General features: G+C 45.2%; 18 protein-coding genes and 1 pseudogene. 12 read left to right on the top strand and 7 right to left on the bottom strand.

Going from position 1 to position 20,535, the window contains the following annotated elements; translation table 11 throughout:
* Window positions 1-177 precede the first annotated feature (177 nt).
* The 3 genes from NDA03_RS15525 to NDA03_RS15515 are packed head-to-tail and all read left to right on the top strand — an operon-like array spanning window position 178 to window position 2,708.
* The gene (locus NDA03_RS15525) at window positions 178-372 is read left to right on the top strand and encodes a hypothetical protein (protein WP_190428193.1); all 195 of its coding nucleotides are present in this window, start codon (window positions 178-180) and stop codon (window positions 370-372) included.
* Window positions 373-387: 15 nt separating this feature from the next.
* Window positions 388-1,200: a lycopene cyclase domain-containing protein gene (locus tag NDA03_RS15520; RefSeq protein ID WP_190428192.1), complete on the top strand. Its 813-nt coding sequence runs from the start codon at window positions 388-390 to the stop codon at window positions 1,198-1,200.
* Window positions 1,201-1,247: 47 nt separating this feature from the next.
* A complete protein-coding gene (locus tag NDA03_RS15515) occupies window positions 1,248-2,708 on the top strand; it encodes an RtcB family protein (protein WP_190674938.1) in 1,461 nt (486 codons plus the stop codon).
* A 35-nt stretch (window positions 2,709-2,743) separates the two neighbouring features.
* On the opposite strand, the gene NDA03_RS15510 is transcribed toward NDA03_RS15515, so the two are convergent.
* A complete protein-coding gene (locus NDA03_RS15510) occupies window positions 2,744-3,556 on the bottom strand; it encodes a hypothetical protein (protein WP_190432582.1) in 813 nt (270 codons plus the stop codon).
* Between the two features lie 30 nt (window positions 3,557-3,586).
* Between NDA03_RS15510 and NDA03_RS15505 the strand changes: the two genes are divergently transcribed.
* From NDA03_RS15505 to NDA03_RS15490, 4 genes and pseudogenes are all read left to right on the top strand, one after another.
* Window positions 3,587-4,471, top strand: a complete 885-nt coding sequence (locus tag NDA03_RS15505; protein WP_190432584.1) for a GTP-binding protein — start codon at window positions 3,587-3,589, stop codon at window positions 4,469-4,471.
* Between the two features lie 4 nt (window positions 4,472-4,475).
* The gene (locus NDA03_RS15500) at window positions 4,476-4,907 is read left to right on the top strand and encodes an archease (protein WP_348238518.1); all 432 of its coding nucleotides are present in this window, start codon (window positions 4,476-4,478) and stop codon (window positions 4,905-4,907) included.
* A gap of 396 nt (window positions 4,908-5,303) precedes the next feature.
* A complete protein-coding gene (locus NDA03_RS15495) occupies window positions 5,304-6,767 on the top strand; it encodes a hypothetical protein (RefSeq protein WP_348238517.1) in 1,464 nt (487 codons plus the stop codon).
* A 284-nt stretch (window positions 6,768-7,051) separates the two neighbouring features.
* Window positions 7,052-7,153 (top strand): annotated as a pseudogene (locus NDA03_RS15490) (archease); the annotation flags it as partial.
* 142 nt (window positions 7,154-7,295) lie between these two features.
* Here NDA03_RS15490 and NDA03_RS15485 read toward each other — a convergent pair.
* The gene (locus NDA03_RS15485) at window positions 7,296-8,285 is read right to left on the bottom strand and encodes a hypothetical protein (protein WP_348238516.1); all 990 of its coding nucleotides are present in this window, start codon (window positions 8,283-8,285) and stop codon (window positions 7,296-7,298) included.
* Between the two features lie 597 nt (window positions 8,286-8,882).
* Between NDA03_RS15485 and NDA03_RS15480 the strand changes: the two genes are divergently transcribed.
* The 4 genes from NDA03_RS15480 (at window position 8,883) to NDA03_RS15465 (ending at window position 10,914) form a co-directional block, all read left to right on the top strand.
* Window positions 8,883-9,566, top strand: coding sequence for a Uma2 family endonuclease (locus tag NDA03_RS15480; RefSeq protein WP_190411558.1), 684 nt, complete (start codon window positions 8,883-8,885; stop codon window positions 9,564-9,566).
* A 657-nt stretch (window positions 9,567-10,223) separates the two neighbouring features.
* Window positions 10,224-10,406 carry a chlorophyll a/b-binding protein gene (locus NDA03_RS15475; protein WP_190411557.1) on the top strand — a complete coding sequence of 61 codons (183 nt, stop codon included), beginning with the start codon at window positions 10,224-10,226 and terminating at the stop codon, window positions 10,404-10,406.
* Between the two features lie 91 nt (window positions 10,407-10,497).
* Window positions 10,498-10,695: a chlorophyll a/b-binding protein gene (locus NDA03_RS15470; RefSeq protein ID WP_190411556.1), complete on the top strand. Its 198-nt coding sequence runs from the start codon at window positions 10,498-10,500 to the stop codon at window positions 10,693-10,695.
* Between the two features lie 48 nt (window positions 10,696-10,743).
* The gene (locus NDA03_RS15465; RefSeq protein WP_348238515.1) at window positions 10,744-10,914 is read left to right on the top strand and encodes a hypothetical protein; all 171 of its coding nucleotides are present in this window, start codon (window positions 10,744-10,746) and stop codon (window positions 10,912-10,914) included.
* A 169-nt stretch (window positions 10,915-11,083) separates the two neighbouring features.
* Here NDA03_RS15465 and NDA03_RS15460 read toward each other — a convergent pair whose 3' ends face one another.
* The 4 genes from NDA03_RS15460 to NDA03_RS15445 all read right to left on the bottom strand — a co-directional run bounded on the left by NDA03_RS15460 (window position 11,084) and on the right by NDA03_RS15445 (window position 16,462).
* Entirely contained in the window at window positions 11,084-12,418 is a 1,335-nt protein-coding gene (locus tag NDA03_RS15460; RefSeq protein WP_348238514.1) for a cytochrome P450, read from the bottom strand.
* Between the two features lie 758 nt (window positions 12,419-13,176).
* The gene (locus NDA03_RS15455) at window positions 13,177-13,797 is read right to left on the bottom strand and encodes a Uma2 family endonuclease (protein ID WP_339380597.1); all 621 of its coding nucleotides are present in this window, start codon (window positions 13,795-13,797) and stop codon (window positions 13,177-13,179) included.
* Between the two features lie 139 nt (window positions 13,798-13,936).
* Complete coding sequence (locus NDA03_RS15450) at window positions 13,937-15,538, bottom strand: DUF4419 domain-containing protein (RefSeq protein ID WP_348238513.1); 1,602 nt, start codon at window positions 15,536-15,538, stop codon at window positions 13,937-13,939.
* Window positions 15,539-15,922: 384 nt separating this feature from the next.
* Window positions 15,923-16,462: a pentapeptide repeat-containing protein gene (locus tag NDA03_RS15445; RefSeq protein WP_190411552.1), complete on the bottom strand. Its 540-nt coding sequence runs from the start codon at window positions 16,460-16,462 to the stop codon at window positions 15,923-15,925.
* An 804-nt stretch (window positions 16,463-17,266) separates the two neighbouring features.
* Between NDA03_RS15445 and NDA03_RS15440 the strand changes: the two genes are divergently transcribed.
* Window positions 17,267-19,762, top strand: coding sequence for a glycogen/starch/alpha-glucan phosphorylase (locus NDA03_RS15440; protein WP_348238561.1), 2,496 nt, complete (start codon window positions 17,267-17,269; stop codon window positions 19,760-19,762).
* A gap of 61 nt (window positions 19,763-19,823) precedes the next feature.
* Here NDA03_RS15440 and NDA03_RS15435 read toward each other — a convergent pair whose 3' ends face one another.
* Complete coding sequence (locus tag NDA03_RS15435) at window positions 19,824-20,399, bottom strand: DUF924 family protein (protein WP_190688755.1); 576 nt, start codon at window positions 20,397-20,399, stop codon at window positions 19,824-19,826.
* Window positions 20,400-20,535: the final 136 nt, after the last annotated feature.

Below are 20,535 nucleotides of genomic sequence, written 5' to 3'. Positions count from 1 at the left end.
ACCCTAGAAAAATGGCTAGGGTTGCGTGTATTCCTAATTACAAGCCAACTTTATGAGGGCTAACTCCTCTGGCAGAACGCTACCCCGCACGAAGGTAGTTCTTAAGAACGAGGTAAGCTGAGAGCGGTTTCTCCAACATAGACAGCAGGCAAGTCATGCAGAACGCAAAAAAAGTCTATGGAACCAACAGAAACTAATCCATCCCAAAAACCGGCAGACAAGAACTCCAAGCCAATTACTCAGGTACAACGAGATAGTGTAATTACCTCTGAAGACTTGCCTCCGAAGGCATTTCGCATCAGCGTGACGCTAGCGGCTCTGGCGATTCTGTTGCTGTTTTTTGGCTTTTACTTCGGCATCATTAATGTTTAAAGTATTGCTAGCAAGATGAGCTACTTCGCATTTCACCTTGTCTTTATCCTGCCACCACTCCTCTTCCTAGCATGGCTTCAGCGCCAACCTCTGGCTGGTATCGGAGGAATCAGAGCGTGGTTAGGGCTACCCCTGATTGCGCTGATTGCCCTGATTTATACGACACCGTGGGATAATTACCTGGTTTGGCGCGGCGTGTGGCACTACGGCACGGATCGCGTGGTAGGTACGATTGGCTACGTACCCATTGAAGAATATTTATTCTTCATCCTTCAGCCACTCCTAACGGGTCTGTGGCTGTACTGGCTATTTCCTCTCACAACTGAGCCAGCACAGGAGGAGGATTCTCCTTGGCTGCGAGCATCTGGCATCGTTTTCTGGCTCGTTCTCAGCATTGCGGGAGCTTTCATGTTGCAGTCGGAGAAGACTGTGTACATGGGGCTAATTTTAGCTTGGGCATGCCCCATACTGGCGCTACAGTGGGGAGTTGGAGCAAAGCAACTCTGGGCGAGAAAAGATGCTTGGCTGATTGGCACTCTGATCCCCACAGTTTACCTGTGGATAGCCGACCGCATTGCCATCGGACAGAGCATTTGGAGCATTTCTGAGACCTATAGCACTGGATTTAAGCCGTTTGGGTTGCCGATTGAAGAGGCGACATTCTTTTTAATCACGAACCTGCTAGTGGTGCAAGGACTTTTACTGTTTCTATTGGTGGGGAAGATGCGATCGCTTCTACCACTAATCTCTTTCCCCATTCTCAATAATGGGCGACCAGAACTTCCAAAAGCTCTTGCTCAGGTAGAGCCTGGAAACGATACGGTTTGAGATGGTTGCCTCTATTTTCCACATCACCTTTTGGGAGTAAAACCGAGATGCCTATTAAGGAATTTTTAGAACAAATTTCTGACACGGTATGGGAAATTCCGGTTTCCTACAAGGAAGGGATGCGCGTTCCCGCCCGGATTTATGGAACAGAAAAGATAATTTCCGAATTAGACGAAGCGGTTTACGACCAAGTAACGAATGTCGCGACGCTGCCAGGGATAACCAAATATGCTTTGTGTATGCCTGACGGACACTTTGGCTATGGTTTTCCCATTGGTGGCGTAGCGGCGATGGATGTGGAAAAGGGGGGCGTGATTTCCCCCGGCGGTATCGGTTTTGATATCAATTGCGGAATGCGCTTGATGGTTACAAACCTCACCTACCATGAAGTCAAACCCTATATCAAAAAGCTGGTAGATAGGCTCTACGAAAGGGTTCCTGCGGGAGTGGGAAGCAGTGGCTTTGTAAAATTATCGCGGAATGAATTTCGCAAAGTGGTCGAACAAGGCGCTCAGTGGTGCGTCAATAATGGCTATGGTTGGGAAGAAGATTTAGAACTCGTTGAAGAAAACGGCTGCATTAAAGGTGCTGATTCTGCAAAGATTAGTGATAAGGCAATTGACCGGGGTTTTAATCAAATTGGAACTCTAGGATCTGGCAATCATTATTTAGAAATTCAAGTTGCTCGAAAGCAAGATATTTTCGATCCAGAGTTAGCCAAGACGATGGGAATTACCATGCCGGATCAGGTGGTGGTGATGTTCCACTGTGGAAGTCGCGGATTTGGTCATCAGGTAGCAACAGACTATCTGCAAAGATTTTTGAAGGTAATGGATAGCAAGTATGGAATTAAAATACTAGACCGAGAATTAGCTTGTGCGCCCTTTGATTCTCCGGAAGGACAAGCCTATTTTTCTGCGATGAAATGCGGCATCAATATGTCTTATGCAAATCGTCAAGTGATTCTGCATCGCATCCGCGAAGTATTTTCGGAAATCTTTGAGCGTTCTGCGGAAGACTTGGGGATGCACATGGTTTATGATGTGGCACACAATACCGCCAAGCTAGAGAGTCATATTGTGGATGGGAAAAAGCGATCGCTTCTCGTCCATCGTAAAGGTGCAACTCGCGCTTTCGCACCGGGAATGGCAGATGTTCCAGAACGCTACAAGAATATTGGTCAGCCGGTTATCATTGGCGGCAGTATGGAAACCGGATCTTATTTATTAGTCGGAGTCCCCACTGGCGACCAAACTTTCTTCAGCACTGCACACGGAAGCGGACGCACAATGAGCCGTACCAAGGCGCGAAAAGCTTGGAAGGGAGAAACACTCCTGAAGGATATGCAGAAGAAGGGCATATATGTCCGCAGTACCTCAATGTCTGGACTAGCAGAAGAAGCGGGTGCAGCTTACAAAGACATCGATGATGTGATTGAAGCGGCGGAGTTAGCAGGGATTAGTAAAAAGGTGGTGCGGTTAACACCGATTGGAAATATCAAAGGATGAAGCAAATTTAACATTTGCGCGATCGCCATCTCCTACTAAAATTCTGGCTTTTTAGGTTGCTCTAAAAATTCCAAATCTTTACAGAAACTAGGCTTACCTTTTTTGAAGTCACTAAGCTTGTATTTGTAGAGGGTTCCTTGTTTGGCAAACACTAAATTACCCAGAAAATCCCAAGTAGCCCAGTCAATAGAATCAAGAAGATCGGGATATTCATCTAACCTAAACTTGAAAGTATAGCCACGTTGCAAAAAACCTGTGTAATACATTCTTAATGTCGGATGCTCTCGACTCGGCTGCCAATACCAGCCGTCGTCATTTTCGCACTTGACCGTATACGTTTTGGAATTCTCAACTTTCACATTATTGCCGTAATTGTCTCCAGCTCTAGTCCATCCATCCCGCTCTAACCGGGGATATAGTACGCCTAAATCTTCTCCTCCAAACTGGGAATTCAACTGTCCTAATTTAAAAGGGATGCTGCCTTTTGGCTGTCCCAAACCATTCAATAACAGTTCTTTCTCATCTTTCCAATAGCCTCCTCCAAACCACGTTCCCATATTGTCTGCCTCCAAGTGGGTTTTTAACCGAGGCAACAGACAAACCCCGCTCCAGGTGTTGCCATTACGCCCCCCCATCGCCAAATAAACCATCCATTTTCCATCGAAAGATATATCGCATCTTTTTGGATATAACTTACCGTTAAACCAAGACCCATATTCTAGGCAATCGTCTTCTGTATTCCAACGAATGATGTGGAAAACTTTTGACGGCTTTCGTCTGATTACAGCGACGTAGGGCGAGCCTTTCGCTGGAAGTAAATGTATTCTCGCTGGAATTTCTTCAATCATCGCAGTGCAGTTCCATCAAAGGGATAGTTTATGCAGGTACGCACGCCACTTACAGTCATTACGGGACCACTCGGAAGCGGAAAAACAACTCTGCTTCGTCACATTCTCGACTCTTTTCCTAAAAAGATTGCCATTTTGATGAATGAATTTGGCGAAATTGGTATCGATACCAAAATCATTCAAGGCAAAAATGTCCAAATGGCGGATCTCGGTGGTGGTTGCGTCTGCTGTTCGCTGTTAGGCGAGTTTGAAGCCGCTGTCAATGAAATCATTGATAGCGTTGACCCGGATAATATTGTGGTGGAGACAACTGGAGTTGCAGAACCAGATGCGCTGGTGTTCGACATTCAAGAAAGCTTAACTAAAGTGCGACTGGATGGAGTTGTCACGGTTATCGATGCCGATGCAATGGTGAAATATCCGTCTGTGGGACATACCACTAGGATACAAATTGAAGCAGCAGACACCCTCCTTTTGAACAAAGTTGATTTGGTTTCTGAAAGCGAGTTAAAGGCGATAGAAGATAAATTGCGCTCCTTCAACGAAGTCGCCTCAATTTTGCACACTAAGCGATGCCAAGTAGACCCAGATTTGCTATTTGGGATTGGTCGAGAGCGAGTTCAACCGCAACCTCATCACGTTCACCAACTTGAATTTGAATCATTTAGCACGACAAGTCCTGCCACTTTCGATCGGCAATGTTTTGGAGAATTTGCCGACTCACTTGGGACAGATGTTTACCGGGCGAAAGGTTTTGTACGATTTCCTGAAGGAAACTATCTATTTAATTTCGTGGCTGGACGTTGGGATCTGGAGCCATTTGAACAAGAGGGCACGGAGCTAGTTTTTATTGGCAAACAGGTAAGCGATCGCAAGGAAGAAATTATTAGTCAGTTAAAGACGTGTGAGCAATAGTCCTATGCCTTACGAGTTTCTTGAAGATGTTGCCACTGCTGATATTGCTTTTCACGCTTGGGGAAAAGATTTAGAGGAGCTTTTCATCACGGCAGGTGATGCAACCATTAACGTGATGATTGATAATCTGGATGCGATCGCGCAAACCGAGACGCGCACCTTCAGCTTAGAAAACGATGAATTGGATATGCTGCTGTTTAATTTCCTGCAAGAATTTATCTACTACAAAGACAGCGAGTTACTACTGCTGAGGGCGCAGCAGGTTGAGATATCCGAGAAAGATGGAGTGCATCAGCTAAGTGCGGTTACGAAGGGAGAAAAGCTAGATAGCGATCGCCATCAACAACGGGTAGATGTTAAGGCTGTTACTTTACACCAGTTCCAATTGGAAAAAACAGATGACGGTTGGACAGCAATGGTGATTCTTGATATTTAGTGCATATCTCCAAAAAGGTCTTGCAAATTGTAAATACCGATGCGGATATTTATAAGATTGCAGCGAATATAGCGGTTTTCAATCGAGTGGAATATAGGTTGTGTTTGGAGGGGCAATTCATGAATTGCCCCTCCTGTTTACTTTTTCAAAGAATGGCTAATTTTCCCTTAAGCCAGTGACATTCGATTTAAATACTCTGATAGGGGAAAATATTACACAAGTGAAGTCTCTCTAGCCTACGGCACGCTACGCTAACGCCGACTCACCAAAAGCCCAGGTTTGGAAACCTGCGAAGGCAGATTTCGTCTTGTGTATCCATAGCTTACAGGATATCCTCATCCTTCCAATCGCAGTGCGTCTTTATAAACATCCTTTCAAGAGGAAATTTTTCCTATAATGCACAATTTTATAGAACCGCTGGGTAACTGGAATCCCCAACTGTTGCGGGAACTCAAAGGACGTTTTAAACCTCGCAACATTCTGTTGGCAAGTGTTATCTCTGTGCTGGGTCAATTTGGAATATTCATGTATTTTCAAACCCAGCTGCCGAATCCTATTAACCGAATCGCGGATATCTACAATAAATATTGCACAGGCAAGCCCCTTCCTAATAGTAAAGAACCGCTATGTCTGTTGGATGGATTGGGCAATTTGGTTATCAACTCGCAATTATGGTCACTAGACCGATTTATATCCCTGAGCATTATTGGCATCTTAATCCTGTTACTAGCAGGAACCTATTTGCTAATTAGTGATTTGGCTACTGAAAAACGTCGCGGCACCCTAAATTTTACTCGCCTCACCCCTCACTCTACTGCGAGTATTTTGACGGGAAAACTGCTGGGGGTTCCAATTTTGATTTATCTGGTAGCCGTCGTTGCAGTTCCTTTCCATTTGTGGGCTGGACTCGCCGCCAAAATTTCTTTGGGACAAATTTTGAGTTTCTATGGGGTTCTCGTTGGTAGCTGTATTTTCTTTTACAGTGCAGCGTTATTATATGGCCTTGTCAGTTCTTGGCTGGGCGGTTTTCAAGGTTGGTTAGGCAGTGGTACGGTTCTGGCTTTACTAATGCTAACTAAGGGAATAAGTACGACCAGTTACTATAATTCAACGACTTGGCTGAAGCTGCTTAACCCCTTTTGCCTAATCCCACATTTGTCTGCTAGTTCTTTTAATGAATCTTTTGCCACAGGGTTGGAAGGGTTTAAGTGGTTTAGCTTACCATTGGGTGACAGTGTTTTAACTGCCGTAGGCTTTGTGCTGTTAAACTACAGCATTTTGACTTGGTTTATTTGGCAAGCTTGGCAGCGTTGTTTTCGTAATCCCAAGGCCACTATGTTAAGTAAGCAGCAGAGTTATTTGTTAACTGCTTGCTTTACAGTTTTGACTCTAGGATGTGCCAATTACAACTCCATAGAAAATCGTAGCGTTTACGCTGCGCCGCTGTTAGAAAACCTCTTGGCACTATCGTTGTTGAATCTGTTGCTATACCTCTGTTTAATTGCTGCTGTGACGCCTCATCGCCAAACTCTACAGGATTGGGTAAGCGCTCGACCCAAGAGGGGTTCTAATAGCAAAAGATTCGCTGATAGCTCGTTGGTAAAGGATTTAATTTGGGGTGAAAAAAGTCCAGCGGTAGTAGCGATCGCGCTGAATGTAGTGATTGCGATCATCCCCTTGGCTTTATTTATTTTACTCTCCCCTGCACAATCAGCTACTGGTATAAATGCTGCTGCAAAAGTAAATGAGAGCAGAACTGGGGCGTTGTTTGGTCTTACTTTAGTGGCTAGCTTAATCCTAATTTACGCAAGCATAGCCCAACTGCGATTATTCATGCGAACTCAGCAACGGACGCTCTGAGCAGCGGGAACGCTAGGGGCACTAATTGTATTGCCCCAACTATTTTTGCGGTACTGAGAATTCACCATTTCGATCCCTTGGCGGTGCTGTCGCTGTCTATTGTCTCTCCTTTCGCTCTCTTACTAAGCTCGGAGAAAATTTTTCTGCTAATTCCAGGTCTGGGACTAATACTGGTATTGTTGAACCTGCAACTGACACGCCAGTTGCGGCAAGCAGGCAAGCAAATCAAAGGCTCTAGCCACGTCACCTCGTAGTGATAAACGCGCGATTGTCATCATCGCGATCGCCATCAACAACGGGTAGATGTTAAGGCTGTTACTTTACACCAGTTCCAATTGGAAAAAACCGATGACGGTTGGACAGCAATGGTGATTCTTGATATTTAGGGCGTGTCTGCAAATTCGACAATCTATTTTTGAAGAGTGCTGGCTGTCCTGTATCAATGAGTGAGCCTTGTCTGCGGCTACAATGTGACTGCCTCGCCTAATTATCTACTTTACGACGCTGTTTAGTGTTGAGTAGGCTGTTCTATAGAACTCCAAAGACTTTTAACACCGTTATGATTGCTGTTATCGCTGTTCCTCCAAGACCTACCCCAGCAGCAAGAAATTTAATGACGAGATCTCTATCTTGTCTTTTATCCGCGTCTTGACGCTGTTTCTCTTGGCGACGACGTTCAAAGAGGCTGAGATAATACTTAGCGTTTGCTTTGAGCGTTTCTTCTGGTAAGTCAGGGGTACCTAATCGTGATCCAATAGATCGCCCATCCTCAACCCAAGTGTAGAGAACGTTTTCATCTAGCTTTTCAAACAACGGTTTTAATTTCTCTAAGGCTTGAGTCTCCGCAGGTGTGAGAGCAGCTGCATCTGTAACCTTTGATAAAAACTTGTAAGCAAGGTATCCCTGCCAAAGAATCTCTTGAAAATGGGAGTTTTTGATTTCATACATGGTGTGAAAAATAGTTGCATTATAAGCAGCCCAAGCAGCTTCTCGCGCATCGTTCTCAGCAATTGCTTTTCGAGTAATGTCCACAAAGGACACCATGAGAGCAGCAGATATTTCTTGCAAGTTGTTATCTTCCTTCAAACGTTGCCATATCTCCTCATTATCGTTCTCATTTTCTATGTCTAGATCCTGGAGTAATGGACTCTCTCGTAAGCATTTGTACCCTTCCTTTTCATAGTATTCAAGTAGCATATCTAATTCTGCTGATGTTTGTGGGCAACCCGATGTCATTAGCATTTGAACAAAATCTAGCAGACCAATTCGGGTAAAGGTACAGTTTTCCTTAGGATCTAATGACATTCTTATCAAGCCAGCAGGTACTATGATCTGATCACCTTTTTGAACTTTAACGCCTTTCCCATCTTCACCTGGCTCAGCCACATGAATTGTTTTTCCACATTCTGAGCAGGCTCTTGCAACATGAAAGGTCTTTAATGGAATTAGGCTAAGTCCACATTGTGAGCAGTACCTTGCAATGCTTTCAGAAGAATTCTGCGATGAATTTTCAACCATATTTCAGAAGCTTTACTGATTTGGGACTCTATTAAAGTTAGTAAGATGAGCAGTCCTACCCTTGTTAAGGTAATTGTAAGTACCTGAAATTCTTGCAAATTTATAATGGCGTGACACGCCTAATCGATGCCTTAGAAACTTAGTAAAAGTTGTTTTAACATGGGTTCAAAACTTTATTATTGTACTATTTTAGCTGTAGTACGCCAGTAGGATGGATGACGCTAACCCACCATCTGTAAAATCTTCCATTTGAGCAAGTCTAATTCTTTGGAAGCACGAATATTCGCTTTTTATATCTTGACACGGGTAGATGAGCAGCGCCCATCAAAACCATTCTGACTACTTCAGTGAAGTAGTCACCGTCCGGTAAAACCCTTAACAGAGCCTGCCGCTCTGAATATCACTAGGCGCATTGTTTGCTTGTGGTCAATCGCTTGGATAATGTTGCAGAGGCGATCGCGTTTCATGGTCAGTAGATGCGACGAGAGTCTAGTTTACCAACACTCTGCGGTGTACTGCGCGATCGCTGCCAGGTATGAGAATTCGGCTGCCCCGCCTAGCTAAGATACAAGCAGTAAGACACACCTAGGAGTTGTCATGGTACAGTACAACCCGTTGCAGCATCTTCCCACCGCTGAAGAACTGCCTGAAACTGACCATAAGCCTGTGGAAAGTCAACTACAAATTCTGGTTGCCAGCTTATTAGGAGATATCCTAGCTTGGCTTTGGCAGAACCTTACCGACTGGTTTTGGGGCATAAACATGGGGGTTTATTATGACCCTGAAAAATCTGCAATTGTCCCTGATGGATTCTTAAGCTTGGGAGTTGAACGGTTGACTCGTACTGGGGGAAGGTTGAGTTATGTTATCTGGCAAGAGGGCAAAGTTCCCCTTCTGGCACTTGAGTATGTCTCTAAAACTTACGGTCAAGAGTACGACAACAAGAAAGATGAGTATGCCAGTATTGGCGTGTCGTACTATGCGATCTACAACCCGGAGTACCATAGGCGTGACAAGCACAATCCCTTTGAGGTTTATCGCTTAATGGATGGGCAGTATGTGCTGCAATCGGGCGAGCCAGTGTGGATACCTGAGATTGGCTTAGGAATTGGTAGGGCGCAGGGTACTTATCGGGCTTGGACGCGGGAGTGGCTGTACTGGTACGACCAGAATGGTAATCAACTCTCTACACCCTCGGAAGTTGCACAGCAGGAGCGTCAACGGGCAGAGCGTTTGGCTGAGCGGCTGCGGCAGATGGGAGTTGACCCCGATACTCTGTAGAAATGCGATAAGCCTGACGGCATGCTTTGCGATCGCGCAGCAGCTCTTCATGAGCGCGATCGCATCTAGGTCTATTCCAGTTCAAGTTGAGCGATAAGCGAAGAGCTTTCGCAACGCTCACCCGCTTTTCTCAATTTCAGCTTGGGTGCTGGAAGCGATCGCTTCAAATTTCCTCCTCCCTCTCGCTATTACCTATCTGCTGAACCCTTATCAATAGTTTCCCAAAATACATCATTCTTTATACAGAGAAATTAATCGCAAACAAATTTCTCTGATATTTAGACAATACTCATTCACTATTTTTAGGCTAAATATTCTATCCCCCCTGCCCCCTTCTACCTTTAACAACCTGAGGTGCTGTAGTCTTAAAAACTAAAAGTTGGGGGGATTGCTTTTTTTTGCAGACGCTTCGTGAAAAAAATACTTCAGAGATTTAGTCAATACTCATTCAACATTTTCAGGCTAAATATTCTATCCCCCCTACCCCCTTCTACTCTGAATAGGATGATGTGCGGTAGACAAAGAAGTTTGGGATCGGGGGGGATTAGTGATTACGAATAAGTTGCTGAAATGGGATAAGTTTTACTACTTTGGAAAGAACATTATAAGATTTGTTTCAAATAATATAGTTAAAAGAAAACAGTTTAGAGCGAGCTTATGCAGATTGTAGATAGAGAAGAAAGTTTGAGCTACAAACATTACAGCAGCGAATGGAAATGGGGTTTTACCCCTAGCGCTGAAATTTGGAATGGTCGTTTGGCAATGGTGGGCATTGTGATTGCTGTCCTCATTGATTTAGTAAGCGGTCAGGGAGTTCTGCAATTTTGGGGAATCCTATAAGCAAGGCGATCTCTTGCTAATTTCTCTTACCGTTACCCGCCTTTAAATCTGACTTTCTTCTTTTTACAAAGTTGCGTTTGAAATTTAAATAATGCAAATTTCGCAAGATAAAACAGAACAACAATACACGGAAGCTGCTATTAACATAGAACAAGGCTTCACCCCAAATTCTGAAATTTGGAATGGTCGCTTTGCCATGCTCGGTTTTGTATCCATCCTCACTATAGAGGCATTAAGTGGGCAAGGCATCGTTCATTTCTGGGGCGATATCCTCAGCAATCTTTGGTAATTGTTCTAATCAATTAAACTCATTGAAATCTAAATTTGGAGCATCATTATGACATCTGAACAACCAAAAAATTCCAATCAAACTGACGCTGTGCAACACGATAGCGAAACCCCTTTTGCAAAGAAACCTTCTGTTCTATTTATACTCAGCACTTCAATAGGAGTTATCACCATTCTCACGGTGGTTATAAGTGTTTATCGCGGAGTAGCTGGTTTGTAGTTCTACTCAATAGAAGTTCTAAAGACTGGCATTTTCTGAAGGAAGTGTCAGCCTTTAGATATTTCTAAAAAATTAAGTCACTCAACTTAAGGTTGCTAACGCAAGGTAGTGATATTAAATCGGGCTAAACACTTTCTCACCAAAACTCTAAGATGTAGTGCGCGATCGCTTATCGCTGAGTCACTAACATCTTCATCCCATGTTTTGGGCGGAGTGTTAACGAGGGTTGCAGCACCACCGGATACTCTGGTTGTAGCGTCAGGCGAAACTTTTGCGCGATCGCTGCCAGCAGTAAACTTGCCTCCATCATGGCAAAAGCCTTGCCAATGCAGATTCGCGACCCGCCACCAAAGGGAAAATAGGCAAAAGTGGGCAACTTTTTAATCAAATTATCTGCCCAACGCTCGGGGTGAAAAACTTCTGGATTTTCAAAGAACCGAGGATCTCGGTGCATCGCCCACTGATTGATAAACACAGTTGTACCCGCTTTTACCTCATACCCGCCGAGAACGCAGTCTTCTAAGGCACGTCGGCTCATTCCCCACACCGGCGGATACAGTCGCATTGATTCCAACACCACTCGCTCTGTGTAACGCAACTGACGTAAATCGGCAACCGTGGGTGCGCGATCGCCCAACACTGTCTTTAATTCTTCTTGCAATTTCGCTTCTACTTCTGGGTGTTGTGCAAGTAGAAACCATGTCCATGTCATAGCGTTAGCAGTCGTTTCGTGACCCGCCAAAAAGAGAGTCATTGCCTCATCTCGCACTTGGTGATCGCTCATCCCAGTTCCATCAGATTCATCCCGCACTTGAAGCAATAAAGAGAGTAAATCGCCTGTGTCCTTACCGCTAGCTCGTCGCTCGTTAATAATGCGATAGACAATCGCATCCAATTTTTCAATTGCTCGTTGGTAGCGTAAGTTACTAGGAGTAGGCACCCAACCAGGAAGGAAATATTGATTAGCAAGATTGGAATTAAAATCCATCACTGCATTTAGTGCCGCCTGCACTCCTTCCGCTTCATCTTTAATATCAACATCAAACAGTGTTTTTGACACAATTTCTTCGGTCAGCAACATCATATCTTGATGAATATCGCGGATTTCGCCATCGCGCCATTGGTCAATTAATTGCTCAGTATAGTCAACCATTACCTTTCCATAGGCGACAATTCGTTCCTGATGAAAAGCTGGTTGAACCAGACGGCGTTGACGCTGCCAAAAGTCGCCTTCGCTGGTTAGTAAGCCGTTACCTACAACGCGCAATCCGCGTCGGTACACGCTACTTTTAACAAAGTTGGGATATTGAGTGACCAAGACTTGCTCGATCAAGTCGGGATGGTTCGCTAAAAAAGCTGGAAATGGCCCAAACTGCCAGCAAACAAGATCGCCATACTCTCTAGCACATTTGCTCAAGAACTTAAGTGGATCGCGGTTTATTTCTGGAAGATGACCTACAAGAAAATGACCTTTAGGGCCAGGTGGTAAATGTACTGCGGGCATAAACAAATCGGTTAAAAATGCTTTTAGGGATAATCAAATGGTTTTATGGCTGCTCATGCCGAAACGTAGCTATTATCTCGGTTTTGTTGAGTTCTAGCTGTAAAAAACCACTTTCAAGCCTTACCCGACGGAACAGCGACGATTACAGCGATCGCTACTTTTTCTTAAAGAGCGCCTATCTAAATTTTAACTAAAACAAATTTTTTCAAAATCAAATGGCATTTGCATCGAACGCGAACATCCTGGGGACGCGCTTTGCGATCGTTTCTGCCATCCCTCGTCTGCAAAAGTGCAGGACAGCACAAGCGTAAGCAATACTAATTAACAAAAGCAAGCTAGTTAAGGTAAGACTTTGGGACGGAATAATAGATAAAAATTAGCCCTTACATTGAAAGGGCTAAACTGAACTAACGACTGGCCTTTTGGTTAGAAAAAAACATAAATTAATGAACGTCAATAATGGGTTGGAGAAGAAGGGCGATCGCCCCAACACTGACAAAAGACAAAGTTACCCAAAAGAAAATTCTCATTCTATTTTCCTACCTTGATTTAATTTCTAGTGCTTTATACGGTTCAATTTACTGGGATCGTAGTGAAGAGTTACGAATTGCCTAATCCACCTAGGGACAGAGAAAGGCTTCAATAAAAAGAGAGAGTTAATAGACTAGGCGCGATCGCCTATCGCCTATCGATTAGGTTCACGAATTTTCCTTTGTCAGCTACCATTTTTCTACTTAAACCCAATCAGCCATCAGCACTTAAGGAAGCAAGTCCAACACAGATAAAGGGCTGACTATTTGCCCTGCGATCGCAACAGGTACTTCATCAGACAGTTGATAATCTTGACGACGCTGATAGATGGATTCCTCAGCCACAACCGGCTCGGTGTAGACCTCAATCTGCTTTTCTGGGAGGTTGATAATCCAGTAAATCGGAATCCCAGCACGAGCGTAGAGACGCTGTTTTGAGGTACGGTCGCGCTCTAGGGTAGAATCGGCAACTTCAATAATCAGAGCGATGTCAGAGGCACCGGGATGACGATCGAGGTAATCGCGGGTACTTCCCCGAACGACCACCACATCCGGTTCTGGCTCACTATCGGCTAGGGTGATAGGTTCTTGAGTATCGACGTACCAGCCTTCTGGAATGACCGCTTCTAAGGCATTTAGAGTAAGTTTTGTGGTCGCACGATGGGGCGGATTTTTCGGCATTTTGTAGACCAACCATCCATCCAGCAGCTCTACCGGATCGTCGTCGCTTAGGATGCCAAGACGAATCATCTGGTGATACTGCTCAACACTCAAACGCCACACGGGTTCTGTTGGTACTGCCGCAATGGTTTGGGTATTTAGTGTATCAGATGGTATGGATGTGGACACTGGGTATGTGAGTTGAGCGCATTTACTGGCAATCGTAGCACTTGTGAAATTGCCTTTGTATGCGGAGAATGGGGCTGCTTAGGCGAATGCGCGATCGCACCTATCAGAGTCAGTTATGCCATTGAATCGGATGCCAAAACTATCTGGATGCCGACAATGAATCATGTGGTTGGAAGTCAGGATCGTCAAAGTAGTATTGTCCCTTAGCTTTCGCGATCCGTTCAAACAGTTGCGGAATTCCATTGGCAATCACCTTTACGTCTTCGGTTGTGAATGCCCAAACTTCTCGCCCAAAAATTGGATCGGTTCCTTCACAAACGAGTTTGCCTACAATGACCCACCATTCCCAAAGGCGATTTCTACTGTTGAGGCGGCGTACATAACCGTAGGCAATGCAGCGATCGCCCTCAATATCCATGAAACCAGTGAACTGATCGCCCTTAATATCGATGAAACCAGTGAATGGTTTGTCAGTACCTGTCAACTCGTGATAAGTATAGTCCTCTAATGCCCGAATGTGCCAAGGATATTCACTTTGAGCAAAAATTGTGCCACCGTCGAAATGGCTGTGGAGTTGAATCAGTTCCTTTGGCATTTCCGGTTGGCTTTGATTGTCTGACCAATCAATTGGCGATCGCATACTAGGTTTTTGCTCTAGGATGGTTAGCATCTTGAGAAATCGATCTTGCTTCCGTACTGCCCAGCCGATTTCCGGTTGGAGATAGCTATCTTGTTGCCGAACTCCAATAAAGCCTGCAACCACTTCTAAATCAGCTTTTCCTTTAGGGGTAACGAGTGCGATTGGTGCTTTAGAGAGTCCCGTGGGTAATACTGTTGGTGAGATTCCGTCCTCGACCGTGAGTTCTGCACGAGGGATATCTAGAATCGGATTCTTGTATGTAGGAGCGTGGGTGACGGAGTGATTAATGTAAGGAAATAGCTCGGCTAACCATCCTGTAATCACCTTTCCACTGTATATCTCCTTTGGTTTGTATATGTGCTGCCAAAATTTCAGTGGAGGTCTACCAGCAACAGTGTCAATCAAAGCGTCACAAATTGGCAACAGTCGTTCTGTCCACCAACCCAAATCGTAAGCAGCGATCGCTTCAACCCGCTCTCGGATACTGCGCCAGTCGGCTTCTATTCCGCGCACTGTAATCCAAGGAATGCCGCAAATGCCACGGACTATATAATCAAAATACTGCTGCAATGCATCCATCATCACCACCTGACTTGCGGTTTGAATGATGGATGTAGTGGTGCTGAAGTTGCACACCATGAGTGAGTGAATATCGGGCTGAACATTGTGACGAATGCGTTCTGACCATTGTTCAATCACTTCAGCCCAGTCACTCGGTTGAGCGAGTTTTTGAGTCTCAACCTTTAACTCCAGCTTGCCTGAATGACCCACAAAACGCGATCGCAACTTTTCCGCATGATTGTTAATGTGTTGTGCAAACCCTTGGGCAATCGTCAGCCAAATTGCATCTGGAGTCAGCAAAAGTGGTCGATGTTCGCTGTGGGCAATATGAACAGTAGTGACTAGGGGATGATTCCCTGATTCCTGAATGAATTCAAATGAGTTATTGTGGCTGAATGCCAATAATGAGAAACCTAATCGCTCCTCAAATTTCCTCCAAGCCTTGTTAACAGGAAGGATATCTTGACATACCTGGACATCATCAACGAGAAAACTAATTTCTCCGTCCGATTGATGCAAAATCGACGCTACGGTTTCCATAAAAATTTCTAGTGGTGAGTAAATAGGATGGAGGCTAAGCCTACTTACAAGGGAGTGGCATCCTTCAAGAATATATCTTACGAATCAAGGAACTAATCGTGTCTTTCTCTATGGTGTCAAGATGGTGTCAAGGTCAGATGCGATCGCCTATCGGTTAGGTGAAAGCACGAAACTCAGCCTAATCCGATTGATGCCCTAACGGTAATGCCAACAAGTAGCGTTTGAGGTCACAGCACCCACCAAGACTGCCGGATTTAGCGTTAAATTTTGCTTTGGCTAAATCCAACTGACAAGGTGAAAGTATATCGGTTATTTAATTAGGGCTGCTCACAAACGGTTTTTCAGAATGTAAAAAATGTTTTGCACTGAGCAGTATCGTACCGATTACTGATGGATTGTACCATCAGGCATCGTGACCTCTTCTAAGCGTGCTTCGCTCAAATCGGTTTCAATTACAGCCGCATTGGTCAAATTTGTCTTCAGCAAAACTGCCCCAGCTACATTTGCTTTGAGCAGAATCGCTCCTGTTAAAATTGCGCCAAACAGAATGGTTTCGCAGAGATTTGCGTACCTTAAATTAGTTTGACTCAGGTTCGCTCCACCTAATACGGCTCGGTTTAGATTTACCTTTTTCAAATTGGCTCCCGTAAGATTGGCTCCGCTGAGATTTGCTCCCGCTAAATTCGCTCCCTCCAGGTTGGCTCCGGTTAAATCTGCATCCTTCAAGTTCGCCCTCATCAAGTGTGCTTGTTGGAGGTCTACTCCACGCAGATTTGCACCCCTGAGGTTGATCATGCCTAGATTAGCTTGACTGAACTTCGCTCCATCTAGACAAGCAAAGGTGAGTTTTTCTCGGTATAGATTCGCTTGCCGAAAGTCTCTTTGTCCTGCTGCATACTTGCTTTTGAGTGTCTCAGCATTCATATTCACTACTTCTTCCTAGGTAACACTTAACAATCTTGTTCTTTCCCTATCGAATGTTAATGTCGTGCAATAAGTTCCCTAGTTGTTTTTTGCGGGACTCCCAGAAAGCCGTTTTTCAACCACGCAAAGCAAGACAGCAAGCTCATGCTATTTTCTCTCCCTGTAGTATTTAGTAAATCTTTCATTTTACTTTTACCTCTAATTTAGGGAATAAATCGTGAAGATTCTGTGTTGATGCTGAACCAAAAATTTTTAAATTGGACATTAAACCTTAAAAAGTTGTTACTTTTTAATAAAAAAACGGCTTAGTCTGCATTTATTTACAGATGAATTGTAACAAAAGTTATTATATCTGTTTTTTTTTAGGGCACGGTACTGCTGGAACCCTGTGAAAATTCACCATCAGCCGCTATAAAGAGTTATGTTTATTTCTCTGAGTTTGCTTAATAAAAAACTATAAAAATCATTAGCCAAAATATAATAATTTTGGGTTTAAATTAAAGATTTACACAATTCGCTTAGGCACGGGTTTTGTGAAGATGCGTTCGTGCAGCGTGCCGGAGGCATATTGCCAATACTTCCCGCCAATACTTCCCGCCGTGCCAGCCTAAAGCCGGTTATGACAGGATTGGGACTAGCAACAGACTGCTGTTAAACGGAGATTGATACATGACAGAAAGTAGTCATCAGCCCTCGCAGGGGGGGCGTTTTGAGCCGCCGTATGACGGGCACGCCGACCACTTGGAGACACCCATTGAACCCATTGAACCCGTTGAAGTTCAGGTGGAAGACGATCGCACTGGGATGACGGTCGTGACCCTGAAACGGGCGTTTGCAGATAACCTGTATTACCTGCTGGCAAAAGATGAGTATTGGGCGACGCCCCATGATTACTACATGGCTCTCGCTTATACTGTGCGCGATCGCTTGCTGCACCGATGGATTAACACGGGCAGAACCTACATCGACAAAGATGTCAAAGCCGTATATTACCTATCGGCAGAGTTCTTGATGGGTCGTCAGTTGGACAATAACCTACTCAATTTAGGTTTGTACGAACGGGCACGCCAAGCTCTCCACGAGTCCGGACTCGACATCAACGACCTCAAAGTATTAGAATCAGAACCCGGACTCGGCAATGGGGGTTTAGGGCGTCTGGCGGCCTGTTTTCTCGACTCCCTGGCTACCTTAGAAATTCCGGCAGTTGGCTACGGCATTCGCTACGAATTCGGGATCTTTGATCAATGGATTCAGGATGGCGCTCAAGTCGAACACCCCGACAAATGGCTCCGGTTTGGCAACCCTTGGGAAGTTCGCCGCTCAGAATTAACCGTTGAAGTGAAGTTCGGCGGATATACAGAAGCTTACAGCGATGGACAAGGTCGTTATCGAGTGCGTTGGATTCCCGATCGGAAAATCTTAGGGACACCCTACGATACACCCGTATCTGGGTACAACAACAATACGGTGAATACGCTGCGTCTCTGGCGGGCGGGAGCTTCTGAAGAGTTCGACTTCCAAGTTTTCGACAGCGGTGACTATGCCGGTGCCGTTACCAACAAGATATTTTCTGAAAATATCTCAAAAGTTCTCTATCCCAACGACAACACCTCTCAGGGTCGGCAACTGCGCCTAGAACAGCAGTATTTCTTCGTCAGTTGTTCTCTCCGAGACATTATCAATTCGCATCAGCGCATTCACCGGACTTTCGATCGGTTCTACGACAAGGTCGCTATCCAGCTCAACGACACGCACCCATCGATTGGGGTTGCCGAACTGATGCGGTTGTTGGTGGATGAGTACGAATTAGGCTGGAACCGAGCTTGGTACATCACTCGGCGCGTCTTCGCCTACACGAACCATACACTGCTCTCTGAGGCTCTAGAACGCTGGCCTGTGAGCTTGTTTGAGCATCTGTTGCCTCGGCACTTAGAGATTATCTATGAAATTAACCGCCACTTTCTCGATGAGGTACGTGCCAAGTATCCGGGAGATGAGGCGCGGGTGGGGAGATTGTCAATTATTGAGGAAGGTCCCCAGAAGTACGTCCGCATGGCGCATTTAGCTTGCGTGGGCAGCCATTCCATCAATGGAGTGGCAGCACTGCATACCGATTTGCTCAAAGCAGATGTCTTGCGAGATTTCTACGAATTGTGGCCCGAAAAGTTTAATAACAAAACGAACGGGGTGACACCGCGCCGGTGGTTGTTGCTGAGCAATCCCCATCTGTCTGAGCTGATTACCGAGAAAATTGGCAATGATTGGGTAACACAACTCGATCAATTCAAGCAGCTAGAAGCGTTTGTTGACGATGCTGAGTTTTGTTCTCGCTTCTCGTCGATTAAGCGCAAAAATAAGCAATCCTTGGCAGAGTACATTCTGCTCTACAACGACATTGAAGTAAATCCAGATTCTCTGTTTGATATTCAGGTGAAGCGGATTCACGAGTACAAGCGTCAGCTGTTGAATGTGCTGTACATTATTACGCTGTACAACCGGATCAAAAAAGATCCCAATGTTGATATCTTGCCCCGGACTTTTATTTTTGCAGGCAAGTCCGCTCCTGGCTACTACATTGCCAAACTGGTCATTCAGTTGATTAATTCGGTGGCGAAAGTCGTCAATAATGACCCGGATGTGCGCGATCGCATTAAGGTCGTTTTCTTGGCAAATTTCTCGGTCTCTCTCGGTCAGCGAGTTTATCCAGCCGCCGATCTTTCCGAGCAAATCTCCACGGCGGGCAAAGAAGCTTCCGGGACGGGCAACATGAAGTTCGCCATGAATGGGGCGCTTACCATCGGAACGCTGGACGGTGCCAACATCGAGATCCGCCAAGAAGTCGGGCCTGAAAACTTTTTCTTATTTGGCTTGACAACTCAAGAAGTATATGCGCTGAAGGCAAGGGGATACAACCCGCGAGACTATTACCATAGCAACGCCGAACTGCGACAAACGATCGACGCGATCGCTTCCGGCTACTTCTCACCCGACAATCGCGACCTTTTCAAACCAATTGTGGAATCGTTGCTAGACAGGGATGAGTATATGCTCTTTGCCGACTACCAAGCGTATATTGACTGCCAGCAAGAAGTCAGCCGAGCTTATCGAGACGCAAAGCACTGGACTCGAATGTCAATTCTCAACGTTGCTCGCACGGGGAAATTTTCCTCAGATCGCACGATTAAGGAGTATTGCCAAGAAATTTGGAACGTCCAGCCAGTCAAGATCGACTTGAAAGAGTATCAACCGCATACAGCGGGTTTGCAGGTGAAGGTGCAAGCCAAGCGCCCTGTCCTTTAACGAGCAACTCGTAAGTAGGGGACAGCGCGACAAGACAGTCAATGCAGTTGCATCTTAATCGTTAAAATGACGACCCAGGCTGCTGAAGAAACTCTGCCTCCTGGGTCGTTGTCTCTCGACCGAGAATCTGATTGCGATGGGGAAATCGCCCAAAGCGTTCAATTACCTCGAAGTGTCGAACTGCGTAGGAAATGTAATCAATACAGTCAGGATCGTCGCCCAATTGCTGAAATAACTCCACTGACTGACGCTGATGTTCGAGATTTTCACTATGTTCAAAAGGTAAATAAAAAAAGCATCGCTGGACTGGCAGCAATTCTCGATCGAAGCCATTGGCAACTGCGTGCTGTGCCGCAGACATAGCAAGGCTATCAGTAGCGAAAGCTTGGGCACTCCCGCGAAACAAATTGCGTGGAAATTGATCTAATAGCAGTATCAGTGCTAAACAGCTTTGGGGCGATTCCTTCCAGGGATTTAACTGACCCGCTGCGGCTAGTTCGTAGTCTCCTAAGAAGCGGGTTCGGATCTCCTCATCAAACTGCGGTTTTTTGGTAAACCAGACTTTACGGGGTTTCCCATAACCCGCCTCATCGGGTTTGCCAAACCAAAAATTCAAAATTTCATGGACTTGTGACATGAGTTTTGGCTCCAACACACTCAATTTCGCTCTCCCCAATCCTCCGATCTAATTCCCGCTTAAAAAAGGGGCTAAGGAGGGATCGATTCCTGCCCTGAGCCGGATTGTCAGCGCCCGGAAGCAGCGATTTGGTGAT

This window comes from Trichocoleus sp. Lan (genome assembly GCF_039961855.1).
GTDB lineage: Bacteria > Cyanobacteriota > Cyanobacteriia > Cyanobacteriales > FACHB-T130 > FACHB-T130.
Note: the sequence above shows the minus strand (reverse complement) of the source record. Positions and strands in the feature narration are given on the sequence as shown.